19 protein-coding genes are annotated in these 22,153 nt (G+C 59.2%); 10 read left to right on the top strand and 9 right to left on the bottom strand.

From position 1 onward, the window contains the following. Positions 1-41 precede the first annotated feature (41 nt). The 4 genes from pstA to AC1Q6Y_RS02065 form a co-directional block, all read right to left on the bottom strand. The gene (gene pstA, locus AC1Q6Y_RS02050) at positions 42-1,712 is read right to left on the bottom strand and encodes a phosphate ABC transporter permease PstA (protein ID WP_090452181.1); all 1,671 of its coding nucleotides are present in this window, start codon (positions 1,710-1,712) and stop codon (positions 42-44) included. A gap of 15 nt (positions 1,713-1,727) precedes the next feature. Beyond that, the gene (locus AC1Q6Y_RS02055; RefSeq protein WP_191622239.1) at positions 1,728-3,761 is read right to left on the bottom strand and encodes an ABC transporter permease subunit; all 2,034 of its coding nucleotides are present in this window, start codon (positions 3,759-3,761) and stop codon (positions 1,728-1,730) included. A 422-nt stretch (positions 3,762-4,183) separates the two neighbouring features. Continuing rightward, entirely contained in the window at positions 4,184-5,185 is a 1,002-nt protein-coding gene (locus AC1Q6Y_RS02060) for a phosphate ABC transporter substrate-binding protein PstS (RefSeq protein ID WP_057712721.1), read from the bottom strand. A gap of 202 nt (positions 5,186-5,387) precedes the next feature. Then, a complete protein-coding gene (locus tag AC1Q6Y_RS02065) occupies positions 5,388-6,686 on the bottom strand; it encodes an MFS transporter (RefSeq protein WP_492623967.1) in 1,299 nt (432 codons plus the stop codon). Between the two features lie 362 nt (positions 6,687-7,048). Between AC1Q6Y_RS02065 and AC1Q6Y_RS02070 the strand changes: the two genes are divergently transcribed. Then, positions 7,049-7,453 carry an acyl-CoA thioesterase gene (locus AC1Q6Y_RS02070; RefSeq protein WP_007942704.1) on the top strand — a complete coding sequence of 135 codons (405 nt, stop codon included), beginning with the start codon at positions 7,049-7,051 and terminating at the stop codon, positions 7,451-7,453. 69 nt (positions 7,454-7,522) lie between these two features. After that, positions 7,523-8,422: a D-hexose-6-phosphate mutarotase gene (locus tag AC1Q6Y_RS02075; protein WP_349735832.1), complete on the top strand. Its 900-nt coding sequence runs from the start codon at positions 7,523-7,525 to the stop codon at positions 8,420-8,422. A 138-nt stretch (positions 8,423-8,560) separates the two neighbouring features. On the opposite strand, the gene AC1Q6Y_RS02080 is transcribed toward AC1Q6Y_RS02075, so the two are convergent. From AC1Q6Y_RS02080 to purE, 4 genes are all read right to left on the bottom strand, one after another. Continuing rightward, a complete protein-coding gene (locus AC1Q6Y_RS02080) occupies positions 8,561-9,097 on the bottom strand; it encodes a DUF3299 domain-containing protein (RefSeq protein ID WP_090452186.1) in 537 nt (178 codons plus the stop codon). 87 nt (positions 9,098-9,184) lie between these two features. Then, positions 9,185-9,430 carry a GlsB/YeaQ/YmgE family stress response membrane protein gene (locus tag AC1Q6Y_RS02085; protein WP_007928514.1) on the bottom strand — a complete coding sequence of 82 codons (246 nt, stop codon included), beginning with the start codon at positions 9,428-9,430 and terminating at the stop codon, positions 9,185-9,187. 106 nt (positions 9,431-9,536) lie between these two features. Further along, positions 9,537-10,619, bottom strand: coding sequence for a 5-(carboxyamino)imidazole ribonucleotide synthase (locus AC1Q6Y_RS02090; protein WP_057712717.1), 1,083 nt, complete (start codon positions 10,617-10,619; stop codon positions 9,537-9,539). A gap of 11 nt (positions 10,620-10,630) precedes the next feature. Continuing rightward, a complete protein-coding gene (purE, locus tag AC1Q6Y_RS02095) occupies positions 10,631-11,122 on the bottom strand; it encodes a 5-(carboxyamino)imidazole ribonucleotide mutase (RefSeq protein WP_046038893.1) in 492 nt (163 codons plus the stop codon). Positions 11,123-11,551: 429 nt separating this feature from the next. Here purE and AC1Q6Y_RS02100 point away from each other — a divergent pair, with 429 nt between their 5' ends. Both AC1Q6Y_RS02100 and AC1Q6Y_RS02105 read left to right on the top strand, forming a co-directional pair. After that, the gene (locus AC1Q6Y_RS02100; RefSeq protein WP_407515836.1) at positions 11,552-12,226 is read left to right on the top strand and encodes a hypothetical protein; all 675 of its coding nucleotides are present in this window, start codon (positions 11,552-11,554) and stop codon (positions 12,224-12,226) included. Positions 12,227-12,292: 66 nt separating this feature from the next. Next, entirely contained in the window at positions 12,293-12,856 is a 564-nt protein-coding gene (locus AC1Q6Y_RS02105) for a zinc metalloprotease (protein ID WP_057712715.1), read from the top strand. A 63-nt stretch (positions 12,857-12,919) separates the two neighbouring features. Here the strand turns inward: AC1Q6Y_RS02105 and AC1Q6Y_RS02110 are convergent, their stop codons facing one another. Continuing rightward, positions 12,920-13,831, bottom strand: a complete 912-nt coding sequence (locus AC1Q6Y_RS02110; RefSeq protein ID WP_057712714.1) for a LysR substrate-binding domain-containing protein — start codon at positions 13,829-13,831, stop codon at positions 12,920-12,922. Between the two features lie 180 nt (positions 13,832-14,011). Between AC1Q6Y_RS02110 and AC1Q6Y_RS02115 the strand changes: the two genes are divergently transcribed. The 6 genes from AC1Q6Y_RS02115 to AC1Q6Y_RS02140 all read left to right on the top strand — a co-directional run bounded on the left by AC1Q6Y_RS02115 (position 14,012) and on the right by AC1Q6Y_RS02140 (position 22,141). After that, positions 14,012-15,436: an aspartate ammonia-lyase gene (locus AC1Q6Y_RS02115; protein ID WP_034152112.1), complete on the top strand. Its 1,425-nt coding sequence runs from the start codon at positions 14,012-14,014 to the stop codon at positions 15,434-15,436. Positions 15,437-15,937: 501 nt separating this feature from the next. Continuing rightward, complete coding sequence (locus AC1Q6Y_RS02120) at positions 15,938-17,389, top strand: alanine/glycine:cation symporter family protein (RefSeq protein ID WP_090452195.1); 1,452 nt, start codon at positions 15,938-15,940, stop codon at positions 17,387-17,389. 167 nt (positions 17,390-17,556) lie between these two features. After that, entirely contained in the window at positions 17,557-18,561 is a 1,005-nt protein-coding gene (locus AC1Q6Y_RS02125) for an asparaginase (protein WP_492623968.1), read from the top strand. A 174-nt stretch (positions 18,562-18,735) separates the two neighbouring features. Then, positions 18,736-19,728, top strand: coding sequence for an AraC family transcriptional regulator (locus AC1Q6Y_RS02130; protein ID WP_492623969.1), 993 nt, complete (start codon positions 18,736-18,738; stop codon positions 19,726-19,728). Positions 19,729-19,997: 269 nt separating this feature from the next. Continuing rightward, positions 19,998-21,029: a histone deacetylase family protein gene (locus AC1Q6Y_RS02135; protein ID WP_492623970.1), complete on the top strand. Its 1,032-nt coding sequence runs from the start codon at positions 19,998-20,000 to the stop codon at positions 21,027-21,029. 11 nt (positions 21,030-21,040) lie between these two features. Further along, positions 21,041-22,141 (top strand): polyamine ABC transporter substrate-binding protein, encoded by a 1,101-nt coding sequence (locus tag AC1Q6Y_RS02140; protein ID WP_492623971.1) that lies wholly within the window; start codon positions 21,041-21,043, stop codon positions 22,139-22,141. Positions 22,142-22,153 lie beyond the last annotated feature (12 nt).

Consider the following 22,153-nt stretch of genomic DNA (forward strand, 5'->3'; position numbering starts at 1 on the left):
TGTACCTTCTTCGCGAGCAGGCTCGCTCCTACAGGGTGTTATCAGCTATCCAGCGCCTTGTACTTCTCGCGCAGGTGGTTACGGATGTACACCGCCGACAGGTTCAATGTCGCGATCACCAGCACCAGCAGCAGCGCCGTGGCGTACACCAGCGGTCGCGCGGCTTCGACGTTCGGGCTCTGGAAGCCGACGTCATAGATGTGGAAGCCAAGGTGCATGATCTTCTGGTCCAGGTGCAGGTACGGGTAGTTACCGTCCACCGGCAGCGACGGCGCCAGCTTCACCACACCCACCAGCATCAGCGGTGCCACTTCACCTGCGGCGCGAGCCACGGCGAGGATCATGCCGGTCATCATCGCCGGGCTGGCCATCGGCAGCACGATCTTCCACAAGGTTTCAGCCTTGGTCGCGCCGAGGGCCAACGAGCCTTCACGCACGGTGCGAGGAATCCGCGCCAGGCCTTCTTCGGTGGCCACGATCACCACAGGCACCGCCAGCAGCGCCAAGGTCAGCGAGGCCCAGAGCAGACCCGGCGTACCGAAGGTCGGTGCCGGCAGTGCTTCCGGGAAGAACAGACGGTCGAGCGAGCCGCCCAGCACATAGACGAAGAAGCCCAGGCCGAACACGCCGTAAACGATGGCCGGAACGCCCGCCAGGTTGTTCACCGCGATGCGGATGATTCGGGTCAGTGCGTTCTGCTTGGCGTATTCACGCAGGTACACCGCTGCCAACACGCCGAACGGAGTCACGATCATCGCCATGATCAAGGTCATCATCACGGTGCCGAAAATCGCCGGGAAAATCCCGCCTTCGGTGTTTGCTTCACGCGGGTCGTCGGACAGGAACTCCCAGATCTTGCTGAAATAGAAACCGATCTTGGTGAAGGTGCTCATGGCGTTCGGCTGGTAGGCGTGAACCACTTTGCCCAGACCGATTTCGATTTCTTTGCCATTGGCGTCGCGGGCTGTCAAAGCGTCGCGGTTGAACTGTGCATGCAAGTCAGTCAGACGTGCTTCGATATCCTGATAGCGGGCGTTCAGCTCAGCGCGCTCGGATTCCATGTCCGCTTGTGCGGTTGCGTCGAGTTTACCTTCCAGCTCCAGCTTGCGGCCGTGCAGACGGATGCGCTCCAGACCTGCGTTGATCGCACCAATATCACTCTTTTCCAGTGACTTCAGTTGCGCAGCAAGCTTGTTGACGCGGTCGACACGGGCCTGCAACTCAGGCCATGCAGCTTCGCCTTCAGCGACGACTTTGCCATCCTGTTTGACGTTGACCAGGTAACCGTAGAAGTTACCCCACTCACGACGCTCGATGGCCATCAACTCCGGCGGCGTCGTTTGCTGGGTCAGCCACTCGCCGACGATCCAGGTGAAGTCGTTGCCGTTCAGATCACGGTTGCCGACCTTGATCAGCTCGCGGGTCATGAACTCCGGGCCTTCGTCAGGCACCGGCAGGCCGGCGCTCTTCAGTCGGGCACGTGGCACTTCTTCTTTCTGCACCACTTCGCCAATGACCAGGTGTTGGCCCTGGCCCGGCACGTCATAGCTGGCGTGGATCAGATCCGCCGGCCAGAAGTGACCCAGGCCACGCACGGCAATCACTGCCAGCAGGCCAATGGTCATGATGACCGCGATGGACACCGCGCCACCGCTGATCCAGACGCCGGGGGCGCCGCTCTTGAACCATCCTTTCAGGGAGTTCTGTTTCACAGACTTCTACCTTTCTTAAAGCGACGAGTATTTCTTGCGCAGACGCTGACGAATCAGTTCTGCGAGGGTGTTCATGACGAAGGTGAACAACAGCAGCACCAGCGCCGAGAGGAACAGCACGCGGTAGTGGCTGCCGCCGACTTCCGATTCGGGCATTTCCACTGCAACGTTGGCCGCCAGGGTGCGCAGGCCTTCGAACAGGTTCATTTCCATGACCGGGGTGTTACCGGTGGCCATCAACACGATCATGGTTTCACCGACCGCACGGCCCATGCCGATCATCAGCGCCGAGAAGATGCCCGGGCTCGCGGTGAGGATCACCACGCGGGTCATGGTCTGCCACGGTGTGGCACCGAGGGCCAGGGAGCCCAGGGTCAGACCGCGAGGCACGCTGAACACGGCGTCTTCGGCGATGGAGTAGATGTTCGGGATGACCGCGAAGCCCATGGCCAGGCCCACTACCAGGGCGTTGCGCTGGTCGTAGGTGATGCCCAGGTCGTGGGAGATCCACATGCGCATGTCGCCACCGAAGAACCAGTTCTCCATGAACGGGCTCATGTACAGCGACAGCCAGCCCACGAACAGGATCACCGGAATCAGCAGCGCACTTTCCCAGCCATCCGGGACTTTCAGGCGGATCGACTCAGGCAGGCGGCTGAAGGTGAAACCGGCGACCAGGATGCCGATCGGCAGCAACATCAGCAGGCTGAAGATGCCCGGCAAATGCCCTTCCACATAGGGCGCGAGGAACAGGCCGGCGAAGAAACCGAGGATCACCGTCGGCATCGCTTCCATCAGCTCGATCACCGGCTTGACCTTGCGGCGCATGCCCGGAGCCATGAAGTACGCGGTGTAGATCGCAGCGGCAACGGCCAGTGGAGCGGCCAGCAGCATGGCGTAGAACGCGGCTTTCAGGGTACCGAAGGTCAGCGGTGACAGGCTCAGCTTGGGTTCGAAGTCGGTGTTGGCGGCAGTCGATTGCCAGACGTATTTAGGCTCGTCGTAGTTCTCGTACCAGACCTTGCTCCACAGCGCGCTCCACGAGACTTCCGGGTGCGGGTTGTCGAGCAGCAGCGGGTGCAACTTGCCGCCAGCTTCCACGATCACACGGTTGGCGCGTGGCGACAGACCGAAAATGCCCTGGCCTTCAGCGACCGGTTCCACCAGCAAAGTGCGGTGGGCAGTGCTGTGGAACACGCCGAGCTTGCCGGAAGCGTCGAGGGCGACGAAGCCCTTGCGGCGCTCTTCGGCTGTGATTTCAACGATAGGCGTGGTGCCCATCTGGAAGGTGCGGATCTGCTTCAGGCGTTGCTCGCCATCGGGGTCGCGCGCCATGAACCACTGGGCCAGGCCGCCTTTGGAGTCACCGATGATCAGCGAGATGCCGCCCACCAGTTGGGTGCTGGCGGTGACTTGAGCCTCACCGTCTTCAAGCAGTTTGTAGCGACCGTTGAGGCTCTTGTCGCGCAGGCTGAACACGTCGGCCTGGGCACGCCCGTTGACCACGTAAAGCCATTGCTGACGCGGGTCGACGAAAATATTCTTCACCGGCTCGGTCATTTGCGGCAGTTCGATGCGCTTCTGCTCGTTGGTGACTTCGCCGGTCATCATGTTCTCTTCGCTGGTCAGCGACAGAACATTGAGTTGCGAACCGGTGGAGCCGACCAGCATCAGGGTCGAATCATTGGCGTTGAGGCTGACGTGTTCCAGCGCACCGCCGGCTTCGTTGACCGCGATTGGCGTTTCGCCGTACGGGTACTCGACGGCCGGGGTGATGGTTTTCTTGCCTTCCGGGTAGCTGACTTTATAGGTGTGACGGAACACCAGGGCCTGACCGTTGGACAGACCTACGGCCACCAGCGGGTGACCTGGCTGGTCTTCACCGATGGAGGTCACGGTGGTGCCGGCCGGGATCGACAGATCGACGCGCTTCAATTCAGCGCCACTGTCGATATCGAAGAACAACGCCTGGCCCTTGTCGGAAACGCGCATGGCTACCTGATTCTGCTCTTCGAGCGAGATCATCAGTGGCTTGCCAGCGTCCTGCATCCAGGCCGGGGTAATGGATTCTTTCGCGGTCAGGTCGGCACCCTGGAACAGCGGCGCAACAACATAGGCGAGGAAGAAGAAGATCAGGGTGATGGCTGCCAGCACCGCCAGGCCGCCGATGAGGACGTACCAACGGGTGAAGCGATCTTTGAGCGCGCGAATGCGGCGCTTGCGTTGCAGCTCAGGCGTATTGAAGTCAATTCGCTTGGGGGGATTAGTAGTCATGTTGGAATTGGCCAGATCATTCATGCGCTCACCCTAGCGATCCTGTATGACAGAAAGATGACAATGCAGTGACGCACCAAATCCACCGCCAGCGGGACTGGCAGAGGATCGAAAATTTGAGGTGTGTAAAAGGCCGGCCTGCAAGCAGATCCGGCCTTTTACTTGAGTCCGGAAGGGTTCACCCCGGACTCAATTTGTTACTTTTTTACGACTGCAGTGCCGCCTTCCGCCAGACCCAGGTCAGCCAGTGCTTTTGCAGCAACCTTGGCTGGCAGTGGGATGTAGCCGTCTTTCACCACAACTTCCTGGCCCTGTTTGGACAGAACCAGCTTCACGAACTCAGCTTCCAGCGGAGCCAAAGGCTTGTTCGGGGCTTTGTTGACGTACACGTACAGGAAGCGCGACAGCGGGTACTTGCCGTTCAGGGCGTTTTCTTCAGTGTCTTCAACAAACTCGGTGCTGCCTTTCTTGGCCAGGGCCACCGTCTTCACGCTGGCAGTCTTGTAACCGATACCCGAGTAACCGATGCCGTTCAGCGAGGAGCTGATCGACTGCACAACCGAAGCCGAGCCTGGCTGTTCGTTGACGTTTGGCTTGAAGTCACCTTTGCACAGGGCTTCTTCCTTGAAGTAGCCATAAGTGCCGGATACCGAGTTACGACCGAACAGCTGAACCGGCTTGTTGGCCAGGTCGCCGGTCACACCCAGGTCACCCCAGGTTTTGACGTCGGCTTTGCCGCCGCACAGACGGGTGGACGAGAAGACCGCATCGACCTGTTCCATGGTCATATGCTTGATCGGGTTGTCCTTGTGCACGAATACGGCCAAGGCATCCACGGCAACCGGAATAGCGGTTGGCTTGTAACCGTATTTGGTTTCGAAGGCCTGCAGCTCATTGTCCTTCATTTTGCGGCTCATCGGACCCAGGTTAGCGGTGCCTTCGGTCAGCGCAGGTGGCGCGGTAGAAGAACCGGCGGCCTGAATCTGGATGTTTACGTTCGGATATTCTTTTTTGTAGTTCTCAGCCCAGAGGGTCATGAGGTTGGCCAGGGTATCGGAGCCGACGCTGGACAGGTTGCCCGACACACCAGTGGTCTTGGTGTAGCTCGGGATAGCAGGGTCAACAGCGGCAACCGCGTTGGCAGTCGCAACGCCAGCAGCGACAAAAGTCATTGCCGCCATCAAACGCTTCAGTTTCATGCCTTACTCCTAGCAGATAGGGTGTGTTAAGTCGGGGCCAAGTATCAGCAGGCCGTGTGAACACTCTATGGCTGAAATATGACAATTGGATGAAAGGCCAGCATTCCGCTCGGAAGGCTGGCCTTTCAGTTGTAACTGTAAATGTTGGAATTGGCTGGATTTAGCCGAGAGAGCAGCGCCCGCCGTTGCCACTACTAACGGATCAACGGCCTTTCTTCCATAGCCAGGCGCCGACCAGGATCCCCACCCCGCACAGCACTGCCACATAATAGGCAGGCCCCATCGCACTTTCCTTGAGCAACAGGCTGACGATCATCGGCGTCAGACCACCGAAAATCGCGTAGGCGACGTTGTAGGAGAACGACAGGCCGCTGAAACGCACCACCGGCGGGAACGCCTTGACCATCACATACGGCACCGCGCCGATGGTGCCGACCAGCAGACCGGTCAGGGCATACATCGGGAACAGCCAGTCGGGATGATCGGCCAGGCTGTTGTAGAAGGTCCAGGAACTGGCCAGCAATGCGGTACAGCCGATCACGAAGACTCGTCCCGCACCGAAGCGATCGGCCAGTGCGCCGGCAATGATGCAACCAAAACTCAGGAACACGATCGCCACGCTGTTCGCCTGCAGGGACGTGGTTGGCGAGAAGTGATAGACCGTCTGCAACACAGTCGGTGTCATCAGGATCAACACCACGATGGCGGCCGACAGCAGCCAGGTCAGCAGCATCGAAATGGCGATGGCGCCACGATGGTCACGCAACACCGCACGCAGCGGCACTTCTTCGGCCAGGGCCTTGCGCTGTTGCAGTTCGGCGAACACCGGGGTTTCGTGCAACCAGCGACGCAGGTACACCGAGAACAGACCGAACACGCCACCCAGCAGGAACGGAATTCGCCAGGCGTAATCCGCTACTTCCACCGGGGTGTAGATACTGTTGATCGCCGTGGCGACCAGCGAACCGAGCAGGATGCCCGCCGTCAGGCCGCTGGTCAGGGTCCCGCAGGCATAGCCGATATGCCGTTGCGGCACGTGTTCGGAAACGAAGACCCATGCACCCGGCACTTCACCGCCAATGGCCGCGCCCTGGATCACCCGCATCAGCAGCAACAGGATCGGCGCCCACATGCCGATCTGTGCATAAGTCGGCAGCAAACCCATGATCAAGGTCGGCACCGCCATCATGAAAATGCTCAGAGTGAACATTTTCTTGCGGCCCAGCAGGTCACCGAAGTGCGCCATCACGATGCCGCCCAGCGGCCGCGCCAGGTAGCCGGCGGCGAAGATGCCGAAGGTCTGCATCAGGCGTAGCCACTCAGGCATGTCCGCCGGGAAGAACAACTTGCCCACCACCGTAGCGAAGAACACGAAGATGATGAAATCGTAGAACTCCAGCGCGCCGCCCAGGGCCGACAGCGATAGAGTCTTGTAGTCGTTGCGGGTCAGCGGACGTGCGGGTTGGTCTGGCTGCGCGATGCTCGAGGGCGCTGTGGTCATGGCAAGGGCTTCTCTTATAGTCGGATCTGCTACCTCAACAACGCTGGCTGAGGTTTGGGCAGGTCCGGCACGATAGCAAATTGTTCGAAAAAGCACATAGAGGTGCGTTTTTGACAGTCAAAATGAGAACCGGACGGTCGTCGCGGAGTCTACCGACCGATATACTCAAAGCCTGCTCCGGTTTTTGAGGGGTTGCTGTGCGAAAGCGCCTGTCAGGTTCATAGGCGATTTCGCAGAGTTTCCCTTTAGGCGCCTGATGGAAAACGTGACGAACGTAGTATGTTCGGTGCTGAATCGTTTTTCCCGAAGACGGCTACCACCAGCAATACCAACGAAGAGTCACGGGTCAGAGGCCCCCCGGCATGATAGAACTCGAACAAGAAGATCCGATCCCGCAAGGCGACCTGGCCTTGCAAATCACCGCGCTCCCACGCGAAACCAACGGCTTTGGCGATATTTTCGGCGGCTGGCTGGTGGCGCAGATGGATTTGGCAGGCACCGCGATGGCCAGCAAGGTCGCCGGCGGACGCGTTGCCACCGTTGCAATCGACCGCATGGCGTTTCTGGTTCCGGTGGCGGTGGGCGCTCAGCTCTCCTTTTATACCCAGGCCCTGGAAATCGGCCGCAGCTCGATCAAGATGATGGTCGAGGTCTGGAGCGACGACCCACTGTCCAGCGAGTGGCGTAAAGTAACCGAAGCGGTGTTTGTGTTCGTTGCCATCGACGGCAGCGGTCGCACCCGTTCGGTTCCGCCCCGGGCTCGCTGAAAGAACTTCTAAACCTGGTAGCCGTTTTGCAGTCGATAGTCGTCCACGTTACTGATCGAGAGCTGTCCCATGAGCACGCCCAATGTTGAAGCCGTAAAACTGGATGAACTGAACTGCTGGCGAATTCGCCACGGTCAGGCTGAATTACTGGTGGCCCAGCAAGGCGCGCACATCCTCAGTTATCAACTGGCCGGCCAGCCGCCGCTGATCTGGCTCAATGACGAGGCCGTATTCAAGACCGGCAAGAGCATACGTGCCGGCGTGCCGGTGTGCTGGCCGTGGTTCGGCGTCTTCGACCGTAACCCGCAAAGCGTGCAGGCGATGCGCGTCAGCAATGAAGCGCCGTCAGCTCACGGCTTCGTGCGAGCGATGGATTGGGAGCTGGGCGGCATCGAAGCCGAAGGCGAAAGCCTGAAAGTCGAATTCCTCCTGCCCTACCCCGACGGCGGCTTTCCTGGTTGGCCGCACCAGGTGGACTTGACGCTGAGCATTCGCCTCGACGAGCAGTTGCACATCCACCTGACCAGCCATAACCGGGGCGCTGAAACCGTCAGCATCAGCCAGGCGCTGCACAGCTATTTTGCCATCAGCGATGTGCGCGAGGTGCATGTCGAAGGTGTGGGCGGTCTCAAATACATCGAAACCCTGGATAACTGGAAAACCGTAACCCAGAGCGGTGATCTGCGTTTTACCGGCGAAACCGACCGCATCTATCTCGATGCCCCGCCACTGCTGAGCATCGTCGATCCGGCCTGGGAGCGACGCATCGAACTGACCAGCACGGGCTCGCGCACCGCGGTGATCTGGAACCCATGGATCGACCGCGCCGCCGCGTTCAGCGACATGGCCGACGACGGTTGGCAGCGCATGCTGTGCATCGAGACGGCGAACGTGATGGACGATGTGGTGAACCTGAAACCAGGGGCCAGCCATACCCTGGGTGTGAGCGTCGGTAGCAAGCCGCTCTAAGCAACACCACAAAACCAATGTGGGAGCGAGCTTGCTCGCGATGGCGGCGTAACAGGCAACATGAATGTTGAATGTTATGGCCTCATCGCGAGCACGCTCGCTCCCACAGTTTTTTGTGCCATGCCATCTGACGGCGCGTTACAAATCCGACTCTTTCACCACCCGTACCGTCGCCGCATCCAGCGCATACGCCGCATCCGCCAAGTCATTGCTGACCTTCTCGACCTTCAGCGTGCCGGTGACCCACAGCGGCGTGTAGATATCGTTCAGTTTCAGGCCCTTTGGATAGCGCACCAGCACCAGTTGGTTGGGCGGCGGCGGCGGCACGTGGATGCACGCGCCCGGGTACGGCACCAGGAAGAACAACGTACTGCGGCCCTTGGCATCGGACTCCAGCGGCACGGGGTAACCGCCAATGCGGATGTTCTTGTCGTTCATCGACGCAACGGTCTTGGTCGAGTACATCACCGCCGGCAAGCCTTTGGCCTGCTTCATCCCACCCTTGTCGGTGAAAGTGCCATTGGCTTCAGGGGAGTTGTGGTCGATTTCAGGCATGGCCTCGAGGGCCTTCTGGTCCGACTTGGGCATCAATTCGAGCCAGTCGGTTTCCGGCAGTTCACCGGCATGGGCAAGGCCCGTTCCCAATAAAAGTAGAGTCAGCAGAAGACGGCGCATGAAGGTGCTCCGTATAGGAAGGATCAGGAAACGCCGAGCATTCTAGCCCTCCCGGCTTGTGCGGCCGAGAGGACTTTGTCGTCTGGATCAGTTCTTTTTGACCAGGCCGTAGATCACCAGCAACACAACGGCGCCCACCAGCGCACCGATGAAACCTGCGCCTTGGCCGGCCTGATAGATGCCCAGGGCTTGACCGCCGTAAGTGGCCGCCAGCGAACCGCCGATGCCGAGCAGGATCGTCATGATCCAGCCCATGCTGTCATCGCCCGGTTTCAGGAACCGTGCCAGCAGACCGACGATCAAGCCGATAAAGATGGTTCCGATAATTCCCATGGCATTCCCCTCTCAATGAAGTCGCTATTGGAAAGCCTAGTCAGACTTTCGTGACCTGCCATGAGAGAACGGTGCAACCTGAAGGTTCCACCGTTGCACATAAATACTATTCGGCTATCAGTGCTTCAACCTTGAGAATCTGGGCCGTCAGCGTCTCTCGGTCTGCACAACGAAGGTTGGCGTGACCGACCTTGCGACCGACCTTGAACGCCTTGCCATAGTGATGCAGATGGCAATCGGCGATGCTCAGGACCTTCTCGGTCTCAGGCACTTTGCCGATGAAGTTGAGCATCGCGCTTTCGCCGACCTTGGCCGTCGAACCCAACGGCAGACCGGCAACGGCCCGCAGGTGGTTTTCGAACTGGCTGCACTCGGCGCCTTCGGTGGTCCAGTGCCCGGAGTTGTGCACTCGCGGGGCGATTTCGTTGGCCTTGAGGCCACCGTCGACTTCAAAGAACTCGAACGCCATCACGCCCACGTAATCCAGTTGCTTGAGTACACGGCTGGAGTAGTCTTCGGCCAAGGCTTGCAGCGGGTGATCGGTGCTGGCCACGGACAACTTGAGGATGCCGCTGTCGTGGGTGTTGTGTACCAGCGGATAGAAGCGGGTTTCACCGTCGCGGGCACGCACGGCGATCAGCGAGACTTCACCGGTGAACGGCACGAAGCCTTCCAGCAGACAGGCCACGCTGCCCAGCTCGGCAAAGGTGCCAACCACATCTTCTGGCGTGCGCAGGACTTTCTGACCCTTGCCGTCGTAACCCAAAGTACGGGTCTTCAGCACTGCCGGCAGGCCGATGGAAGCCACGGCGGCGTCCAGGTCAGCCTGGGACTGAATGTCGGCGAACGCCGGGGTAGGAATCCCCAGGTCCTTGAACATGCTCTTCTCGAACCAACGATCGCGGGCGATGCGCAGCGCTTCGGCGCTCGGATAGACCGGGACGAATTGCGACAGGAAGGCCACGGTCTCGGCCGGAACGCTTTCGAACTCGAAGGTCACCAGATCGACTTCATCGGCCAGCTGGCGCAGGTGATCCTGATCGCCGTAATCGGCTCGCAGGTGTTCGCCCAACGCGGCTGCGCAAGCATCCGGAGCCGGGTCCAGGAAAGCGAAGTTCATGCCCAGCGGAGTGCCCGCCAGCGCCAACATGCGACCCAACTGGCCGCCACCGATTACACCGATCTTCATCGTCAACAACCTCAGGCGATGCGTGGGTCTGGATTGTCCAGGACGCTGTCTGTCTGCTCAGCACGGAAGGTTTTCAGCACCGCGTGGAACTGCGGGTGCTTGGCGCCAAGGATACTCGCCGACAGCAGCGCCGCGTTGATCGCGCCCGCCTTGCCGATGGCCAGGGTGGCGACCGGAATGCCCGCCGGCATCTGCACAATGGAAAGCAGCGAATCAACGCCCGACAGCATTGCCGATTGTACTGGTACGCCCAGCACCGGCAGGTGGGTCTTGGCCGCACACATGCCAGGCAAATGGGCCGCGCCACCGGCACCGGCGATGATCACCTCGATGCCACGCGCCTCGGCTTCTTCAGCGTACTGGAACAGCAGGTCCGGGGTGCGGTGGGCAGAAACCACTTTCACCTCGTAGGGGATGCCGAGCTTTTCCAGCATATCGGCGGTGTGGCTAAGGGTGGACCAATCGGACTTGGAGCCCATGATCACGCCAACCAGTGCACTCATCGTCGTGCCTCTTCTCTCTGGGCGCCCGCAGGCGCATCAAAAAACAACAAGCCACGCAGGATGCGTGGCTTGATTGTACGAATTATGGCCGGTCGTAACCGGCCGAAGGCCGCGCAGTATACCGCAATACGACAGATAAACAGCCCCTGTCGCGACCATCTGTCATCTGGGGCCAAACAGCGGTTTATTGATTTTAAGGTCAAGAATTTTAGTTAGTAATGAAGCCTCGAAGATCACTAACAACTTCAAACCAATAAACTTCGATCACTGCCCTGCGCAATACTATTTAAAACACTATCAAAAGCAAACCCATGCGCCGGATGATATATAACTGCACGACAGTTATTTTTAATAATCGCCCCAACCTATTTATAGATACGTCAAATCCCCTCACATAGTTTGAAGGCGGATTCACAATGAGATATCGAAATGCAAAACCCGTTGATGAAATTCATGACTTTTATAGCTGCATTACTTTTGAGCCTCAATATTCACGCTAACGACAGCCCGCCATTGAAAGATGACCATCTCGATCCAATTCGGATTTATTTCATCTTCCATGACGACATACCGAAGTCGAAAAGAGACAGCATACATGGTGATTACATTCATCCTTTCATTGAAGAGTTTCAAAGCATCACCGGCCGCAAGGCCCATGTGGTTTTTGATGAACACATAGCCCCATACAGTAACTTCAAATACAGAAGTTCCGACCGGGAGAAAGTAATAAAGGAATGGAGAGAGCTTGCCTGGCAATACAGAAAGAAAAGAAATGATGATAAGGAATTTCGAATATCTCGCAACGACAGAGTGCTTTTGATCACTAACGATATGATTAACGGCCATCCCTTATTCGGAGGCGTTGGAGGTATCGCGGATGCACAACCGGGAAGAGCCGCCATTGCGTCTCTTGATTTCAAGCAAGGGGTCGGCCATGAACTGGGGCACACCTTCAACGGCGATCATGAAGATGGCGAAGTTTTGTATAACGGTTGGTGGTGCGAAACCTTCATGCTCCCACCCCTGCAGCTCAGGTCGAATTGCATGGTATTTAGCGATGCAAATCGAAAGCGCATCAAGGACTATGTAGACAGCCTGTATTGAAACTTCAACGCCCCCCCAAATTTCAACTCGAGCCATTTATGACTTGAAAAACCAATGGATTATATTATGTCAAAACGACCGATCAAGCTTAACGTCTTCCTGCACGAAGATCTGAAAGGCATTAACGAAGACTTGCTCCACCAAGATTATTTCGACTGGCTGGCAGATACGGTCTCCCGAATCTCAGGCCGCACAATGGACGTTAATTTAATACAACCTTCAGACGCCTTAACATTAAGCAGCTTCAACTATAAGTCGGATAATATTGAGCGCTTGATGGATAAATTCCAGGATGCTCTTCTTACCCATCTGGGAAATCAAGATCGCACCACTTACGATGCCTCCATCGATTTGTATTTGCTATTAACGCGCGACGACATCAATAAAACTACGCTGGGTGTTGCTCAACAACCGGGTGTGATGGGTATTGCCTCGATTACATCGAAATTAACTGCATCCCATGAGGTTGGGCATATGCTTAACGCTGCTCATGAAGACAGCGATGAAAACGTTTCGACCTACTACGGAACCTACAAATCGATAATGTACAAAACTGCACGCAAGTCAGCTTTTACCTTCAGCAAGAAAAACGAAGAGAACATTCGCAATTACCTCATTCAGTTCCCATGAGCTGATTGACGCCGTTTTCGACAGATCAAGGCCAACTCGATTGGCCTTGATCACGCTTCGCCCTCAGGAAGCAGAACCCGCCGCTCCACCTTCCAGTTTGCGCCACAACAACCGCACATTGGCCTTGCGCACAAGGGCGCAGCGGTAGAGACGAATTTCCAGCGGCACATGCCATTGCGGCCCTCCGCAGACCACCAGTTCACCGCGCGCCAGTTCGGCACGCACGCTCAGTTGTGGCACCCAGGCAATGCCCAGGCCTTCAAGAGCCATGCTTTTCAGGCTGTCGGCCATCGCAGTTTCGTAGATGGTGGTGAAGCGCAGCGCCCGTTGGCGCAGCAACATGTTCACCGAACGACCGAGGAACGCACCGGCGCTGTAGGCCAACAGCGGCACGCTGCCCTCGCCTTCCAGATCGAACAGCGGCTTGCCATCGGCGTCTGCCGCGCAGACCGGCAGCATCTCGGTGTGGCCAAGGTGTAGCGAGGGGAAGATTTCGGGGTCCATCTGCATTGCCGCATCCGGGTCGTAGAACGCCAGCATCAGATCGCAGCCGCCTTCGCGCAAGGCATGCACGGCATCACCGACGTTGGTCGCCACCAGTCGCGTGGCGATGTTCAAACCTTCGTTGCGCAACTGCGCGATCCAGCGCGGAAAGAAACCGAGCGCCAGGGAGTGCGCGGCAGCGACCTGCATCACTTCGCCCTGCCCGCCCTCCAAGTGATGCAGATGGCGCAATACTTCGCCCAGCTGTTCGACCACGGTGCGCGCGGTGACCAGAAACAATTGCCCTGCCGCCGTCAGCTCCACCGGCGTGCGCGAACGGTTGACCAGGGTCAGCCCCAACGCGGCTTCAAGGCTGCGGATTCGCCGACTGAACGCCGGCTGCGTCACAAAACGCCGCTCGGCGGCCTGGGAGAAACTGCGGGTGGCGGCCAGGGCACTGAAGTCCTCCAGCCATTTGCTTTCCAGATTCATCACGTCCTCCCGGACACGCACCAATTTAGGTCACACGTTCGCCGTCAAGCCGGCGTCACACGGGCATTATGCCGAATGTGCATAGGCTAGTGCTTAACAGCATTGGCCCAAAATTCTGCACAAGCCTAGCATTCACAGCGTTCCGGCACAGACCGGGTCCATATTGAGATGATTTCTATCATGTCCTCCGCTGCATCATTCCGCACAGAAAATGACCTGCTTGGCGCCCTCGAAGTACCGGCTCAAGCGTATTACGGTATCCAGACCCTGCGAGCGGTGAATAACTTCCGCCTTTCGGGCGTTCCGATTTCGCACTACCCGAAACTGGTTGTCGGTCTGGCCATGGTTAAACAGGCCGCTGCTGACGCCAACCGTGAGTTGGGTCACCTGAGCGAAGCCAAGCACGCCGCCATCAGCGAAGCCTGTGCCCGATTGATCCGCGGTGATTTCCACGAAGAGTTCGTGGTCGACATGATTCAAGGTGGCGCCGGTACCTCCACCAACATGAACGCCAACGAAGTGATCGCCAACGTTGCTCTGGAAGCAATGGGTCACCAGAAAGGCGAGTACCAGTACCTGCACCCGAACGACGACGTCAACATGGCGCAGTCGACCAACGACGCTTACCCAACGGCGATCCGCCTGGGTCTGCTGCTCGGTCACGACACCCTGCTGGCCAGCCTCGACAGCCTGATTCAGGCGTTTGCGGCCAAGGGCAAAGAATTCGATCACGTCCTGAAAATGGGCCGTACTCAACTGCAAGACGCCGTGCCAATGACCCTCGGCCAGGAATTCCGTGCCTTCGCCACCACCATGGGCGAAGACCTGGCCCGTCTGAAGACGCTGGCCCCGGAACTGCTGACTGAAGTGAACCTGGGCGGCACCGCGATCGGTACCGGCATCAACGCCGACCCACGTTATCAAGCACTGGCGGTACAGCGCCTGGCACTGATCAGCGGTCAACCGCTGGTGCCAGCGGCCGACCTGATCGAAGCGACTTCCGACATGGGCGCCTTCGTGCTGTTCTCCGGCATGCTCAAGCGCACCGCGGTCAAGCTGTCGAAGATCTGTAACGACCTGCGCCTGCTGTCCAGCGGCCCACGCACCGGCATCAACGAAATCAACCTGCCGGCGCGTCAGCCAGGCAGCTCGATCATGCCCGGCAAGGTCAACCCGGTCATCCCGGAAGCTGTGAACCAGGTAGCGTTCCAGGTCATCGGTAACGACTTGGCACTGACCATGGCAGCCGAAGGCGGCCAACTGCAGCTGAACGTGATGGAGCCGCTGATCGCCTTCAAGATCTTCGACTCGATCCGCCTGCTGCAACGCGCCATGGACATGCTGCGCGAGCACTGCATCGTCGGCATCACCGCCAACGAAGCACGCTGCCGTGAACTGGTCGAGCACTCGATCGGCCTGGTCACCGCGCTGAACCCGTACATCGGCTACAAAAATGCCACCCGCATCGCCGGCCTCGCCCTTGAAAGCGGCCGTGGCGTGCTGGAACTGGTGCGCGAAGAAGGTCTGCTCGACGAAGCCATGCTCGCCGACATCCTGCGCCCGGAAAACATGATTGCGCCGCGTCTGGTGCCTCTGAAGGCATAACCCGACGCGTTACTTGTAGCACCGCTCACCAGGTCGAGGGACTAGACACCTCTCACCTTTTGAGGGCTTGGGGATTTAGTCCCCAGGCCCTTTTTTTTAACTGTTTGAAAGGACACACGTCTACTGTGGGAGCGAGCCTGCTCGCGATGAACGATGACGCGGTGCAGCTGTAAAACCGTGGCGCCTGCATCGCGAGCAGGCTCGCTCCCACAAGAGCCTGACAGCAAAAATGTCAGGTGTTTCAAAGGCTTCGTTTCACCGCACGCACCACAACCGTGCAGACGGACGGCACTGTCATCGGTATAGTGCCGCCCCTCTTCGCATGAGCGGTCGTCGGTAGCGAGGCCACAACCCATGCGAAACCCGAACTAATAACAAACCCGCGATATGAAACCGGGACGAACTTCGTACCGCCCATTGTGCCGTGCGCCAAGGGGTGTAACTCGATGTGTCTGTCCGGCCAGCATTGTTGCCTACACAAAAAACAGCGAGGAATAATCCATGCTCGAAGTCATTAACGACTTCCTCTCAGGGAAAGTACTGATCGTGCTCATTGTCGGGCTCGGTAGCTACTTCACGATCCGCTCGCGTTTCGTTCAATTGCGTCACTTCTTCCATATGTTCGCGGTGTTCCGCGACAGCCTCAAAAGCAGCGCCGGGCAACTGAGCTCGTTCCAGGCCCTGATGCTCAGCCTCGCCGGCCGCGTCGGTGCGGGCAACATCGCCGGTGTCGGCATTGCCGTGACCCTCGGTGGCCCAGGCGCGGTGTTCTGGATGTGGGTGACCGCGCTGGTCGGCATGTCCAGCAGCTTCTTCGAATGCTCCCTCGGCCAGCTCTACAAGCGCTGCGATTCCGAAGGCCAGTTCCGCGGTGGCCCGTCCTATTACATCCAGCACGGTTTGCAAAAACGCTGGTTGGGCATGCTGATGGCGTTCCTGTTGCTGGTGACGTTCGGCTTCGCCTTCAACGGCCTGCAAGCTCACGCTGTGACGCACTCGCTGAACAACGCGTTCGGCCTCGACACCACTTACACCGGCATCGGCCTGGCCGTGCTGCTGGGCCTGGTGTTCATCGGCGGGATCAAGCGCATCGCCAAGGTCGCCGACCTGTTGGTGCCGGTGAAAACCCTGGCGTACATCGGCGTGACCATCTACGTGATCGTGCTGCAGTTCGACCAGGTGCCGGACATGCTGATGACCATCGTCAAGAGCGCCTTCGGTCTGGACCAGGCTTTCGGTGGCCTGATCGGCAGCGCCATTATCATGGGCGTGAAGCGTGGCGTGTTCGCCAACGAAGCAGGTCTGGGCAGTGCACCTAACGTGGCGGCGGTTGCAGCGGTCGAACACCCGGTGGCGCAAGGCGTGGTCCAGGCGTTCAGCGTGTTCCTCGATACCTTCGTGATCTGCACCTGCACCGCGTTGCTGATTCTGCTCTCCGGTTTCTACACCCCAGGCTTCGAAGGCGACGGCATTGCCCTGACCCAGAACTCGCTGGCCGCCGTGGTCGGTGACTGGGGCCGGATGTTCATCTCCGTAGCCCTGGCGTTGTTCGTGTTCACCTCGATCCTCTACAACTACTACCTGGGTGAGAACAACCTGCGCTTTTTGATTGGTGAAAACCGCAAAGCGCTGATGGGCTATCGCGCGCTGGTACTGGTGCTGATTTTCTGGGGCGCCATCGAAAACCTCGGCACCGTGTTCGCTTTCGCCGACATCACCATGACCATGCTCGCGTTCGTCAACCTGATCGCGCTCTTCTTGCTGTTCAAGGTCGGCATGCGCATCCTGCGTGACTACGATGACCAACGCGCCGCCGGGATCAAGACTCCGGTGTTCGACTCCGCCAAGTTCCCGGATCTGGATCTGGATCGCCAGGCGTGGCCGGCCAACCCGCCTGCCGCTGTCGGCAAGACTGAAGTTGAGCCGCAAGGCGTACCCGCAGCGCAACGCTGACAGGTAAATGACGGGCGCATCGCGTGCGCCCGTCAGTTAAAGTTCGAAAAACTGTGGGAGCGAGCTTGCTCGCGATGGCGCACTGTCAGTCAACATAGCGATGTCTGACATACCGCTATCGCGAGCAAGCTCGCTCCCACAGGAACTCTTCCTTTCGGAGAATCTTCATGAATTCGTCGACCTACCCCGCCGCCCAGCACGTCATGGTGCTCTACACCGGTGGTACCATCGGCATGCAGGCGAGCGCCAACGGCCTGGCCCCGGCGTCCGGTTTCGAAGCGCGGATGCGCGACTATCTGCACAGCCAGCCTGAACTGGTGGTACCGCAATGGCGTTTCCGTGAAATGTCGCCGCTGATCGACAGTGCCAACATGACCCCGACGTACTGGCAGCAGTTGCGTGAAGCGGTGGTCGATGCGGTGGATGTTCAGGGCTGCGACAGCGTGCTGATCCTGCATGGCACCGACACCCTGGCCTACAGCGCGGCCGCGATGAGTTTCCAGTTGCTCGGCCTGCATGCCCGCGTGTGTTTCACCGGCTCGATGCTGCCGGCAGGTGTAACGGACAGCGACGCCTGGGAAAACCTCGGCGGCGCGCTGGTTGCGATGGGCCAAGGCCTGGCGCCGGGCGTGCATCTGTACTTCCATGGCGAACTGCTGGACCCGACCCGTTGCGCCAAGGTGCGCAGTTTTGGCCGTCATCCCTTCAAGCGACTGGTGCGTCAGGGCGGCGGTGTGAAAGCGGCCTCGATTCCGGCACAACTGAACTACAACCAGCCGAAGCAATTGGCGAAGGTCGCGGTATTGCCGCTGTTTCCCGGCATTAGCGCCGAGGTGCTGGATGGTTTGCTCGACAGCGGCATTCAAGGTCTGGTGCTGGAGTGCTACGGCAGCGGCACCGGGCCGAGCGACAATCCAGAGTTCCTCGCCAGCCTCGGCCGTGCACGGGACAACGGCGTGGTGGTGGTTGCCGTTACCCAATGCCATGAAGGTGGCGTGAAGCTCGACGTGTATGAGGCAGGCAGCCGCCTGCGTGGCGTTGGCGTGCTGTCCGGTGGCGGCATGACCCGTGAGGCGGCGTTTGGCAAGTTGCATGGCTTGCTGGGAGCCGGACTCGAAGCGGCCGAGGTTCGCCGTCTCGTTGAACTCGACCTCTGCGGCGAATTGAACTGACACACCACACCACGTGTAGGAGCGAGCTCGCTCGCGATGGTCGTTAACGATAACGCCGGGAGCCTGACACCCCGCGGCGCTCTCAGGCTTTTCGCGAGCGGGCTCGCTCCTACAGTTTCCAGCGCTCGGCATATAACTTGCTGTGTTCCAGCTATCCCAAGGCTGGAAGTCCTTATGCTCCACTCCCACCTCACCACCCTCAATGCCGTCTCCCTGGTACTCGATACCTTCAAGGCACAGGGCTTGTCCAGCGAAGCACTGCTGGCCGGAAGCGGCATCAGTGCGGCGGATCTGAACCGTGCCGACACGCGCATCACCACCAATCAGGAAATGCAGGTCTGTGCCAACGCCGTCGCGCTCAAGCGTGACATCGGCCTGGAACTGGGCCGGCGGATGCACGTCTCCTGCTACGGCATGCTCGGTTACGCCCTGCTCACCAGTGCCACCTTCGGTGACGCTTTGCGTCTGGCGATGCGCTATCCGGCGCTGCTGGGAACACTTTTCGAACTGAGCCTTGAAGACGATGGCGAGCGCATCTGGTTCGCCGCCGCCGATTACCGCGAGAGCCCCGCCATGGCGGTGTTCAATGCCGAGTTCTGCCTGGTGTCGCTGAAAGTCACCTGCGACGACCTGCTCGGCCATCCCCTGCCCTTGCTCGGCGCACGCTTCGAACATGCCGCGCCCGACTACGAAGCAACCTACGCCGAACACTTCAACTGCCCAGTGCACTTCGGAGCACGCAACAACGCCTTCGCTTTCGACAAGCGCTGGCTCGACCAACCATTGCCGCTGGCCGATGTCATCACCCATCAAGCCATGGCCGAACGCTGCCGCAAACAGAACATCGAGTTCACCGGGCGACAGGCCTGGTTGGGACGGATCCGCCAATTGCTCAGCGCGCAACTGAATGCCGCGCCCGGGCTGGAGGGGCTGGCCGAGCAAATGAACTGTTCGGCGCGGACCTTGCGCCGGCATCTCAAGGACATGGGTTGCAGCTACCAGGAGCTGCTCGACGAACTGCGCTTCGAGCAGGCCAAGCAGATGCTTTGCGAGGATCAATTGCCGATCTATCAGATTGCCGAAGCGTTGGGCTTCAGCGAGACCGCGAGTTTTCGCCATGCCTTTGTGCGCTGGAGTGGTGTAGCGCCGAGTCAGTTCCGGCCCTGAGGGCTGTAGTGACCGATCTGCCGCCATCGCGAGCAAGCTCGCTCCCACAAGGGGTATGCGTCTTACAAAAAAATCGCGGGCACTTAGGCTTACCTGTGGGAGCGAGCTTGCTCGCGATGGCAGCCGCGAGAGCTCCGCATTATCAAGGGGCGAATTTCGGTCAAATGTTTTGGCCGTATTGATCCCCTTTTGGCCTTTCCTGCCGTTCTCCGATTCGCCGTGCGCCGCAACACTGGGGGCAACCGAATCAGCCCTGCGGAGAACAACAAATGCTGACGATCTACTCTGACGATCACCACCTGCACCATGGCCGCTGCGAACTCATCGACGGCCAGCTCAAGCCGTGCTTCGAGATGCCATCGCGCGCCGATCATGTGCTGCAACGCGTGCAGAACCAAAACCTTGGCCCAGTCGAAGCGCCAAAGGATTTCGGTCTTGAGCCCATCGCGCGCATTCACAGCCGCGACTACCTCGACTTCTTCAAAGGTGCCTGGGCACGCTGGACCGAGTTCAACACCGACGGTGACCTGCTGCCCTACACCTGGCCTGCACGCACCTTGCGTGCGATCAAACCGACCAGCCTGCACGGCCAACTCGGCTATTACAGCTTCGACGGCGGCGCCCCGATCACCGCCGGCACCTGGCAAGCGGCGTACAGTGCAGCACAAGTCGCGCTCACCGCCCAAGCTGAAATCCAGCGCGGCGCCCGTTCTGCTTTCGCCCTGTGCCGTCCACCGGGACACCACGCCGCCAGCGATTTGATGGGTGGTTATTGCTACCTCAACAACGCCGCCATCGCTGCCCAGGCGTTCCTCGATCAGGGCCACAAAAAAGTCGCGATCCTCGACGTCGATTACCACCACGGCAACGGCACCCAGTCGATTTTCTACGAGCGAAGCGATGTGCTGTTCACCTCGATCCACGGTCACCCGGAAGCCGAGTTTCCGTTCTTCCTCGGCTATGAAGACGAGCTGGGCGAAGGCGCCGGCGAAGGCTTCAACTTCAACTATCCGCTGGCCGCTGGCTCGGGCTGGGACACCTGGAGTGCGGCGCTGGAGCAGGCCTGCAAAGAGATCGACAACTACGGTGCCGACATCATCGTCGTGTCCCTGGGCGTCGACACCTTCAAGGACGATCCGATCTCGCAATTCAAACTCGACAGCCCGGACTATCTGGCCATGGGCAAGCGCATCGCCGGCCTCGGCAAGCCAACGCTGTTCGTGATGGAAGGCGGTTATGCGGTGGAAGAAATCGGCATCAACGCCGTGAACGTACTCGAAGGCTTTGAAAGCGCTCAGTGAGGAAAACAACAATGAACAGACTCAAGCGCTTTATCGCTCCCGCGCTGTGCGCCACGGTGCTCAGTGGCGCCGCCCACGCTGAAGAGCGAACCCTGCGCGTCTACAACTGGTTCGACTACATCACTCCCAAGGCCCTGGAAGACTTCAAGGCCCAGAACGCCCAGACCAAACTGGTCTACGACATCTTCGACACCAACGAAGCACTGGAAGCCAAGCTGCTGACCGGCAACTCCGGCTACGACGTGGTGGTGCCGTCCAACGTGTTCCTTGCCAAGCAAATCGAAGCCGGCGTATTCCAGCCCCTGGACCGCAGCAAGCTGCCGAACTGGAACCACCTCGATCCCAAGCTGATGAAGCTGATCGAAGCCAACGACCCGAGCAACAAGTTCGCCGTGCCTTACATGTACGGGACCATCCTGATCGGCTTCAACCCGGACAAGGTCAAGGCAGCCCTGGGCGCCGACGCGCCGGTAGACAGCTGGGACCTGATCTTCAAGGAAGAAAACATCAGCAAGCTCAAGCAGTGCGGTGTCGCCCTGCTCGACTCGCCCTCGGAGATCCTGCCGCTGGCCCTGCAACACCTCGGCCTGGACCCCAACAGCAAGAAGCCTGCGGACTATGACAAGGCTGAAGCACTGCTGATGAAGATCCGTCCGTACATCACCTACTTCCACTCGTCCAAGTACATGGCTGACATTGCCAACGGTGACATCTGTGTCGCAGTCGGCTATTCCGGCAGCTTCTCGCAAGCCGCCAATCGCGCCAAGGAAGCCAAGAATGGGGTGGTCGTCGACATGCGTTTGCCGAAGGAAGGCGCGCCGATCTGGTTCGACATGCTGGCGATTCCGAAGGGGGCGAAAAACCCCGAAGACGCCTACACCTTCATCAACTACCTGCTACAGCCGCAGGTGATTGCACCGGTCAGTGACTTTGTCGGTTACCCGAACCCGAACAAGGACGCCACGGAACTGGTCGACCCGGCAATCCGCAACAACCCGAACCTGTACCCGACCGATGCGGCGATGGGTACGCTCTACACTCTGCAACCGCTGCCGCGCGATGCCGAGCGCGCGCGGACCCGGGCCTGGACCAAAATCAAGTCCGGGACTTGAGACTCACCTGCC

The organism is Pseudomonas sp. GW823-FHT06E10, from assembly GCF_058794995.1.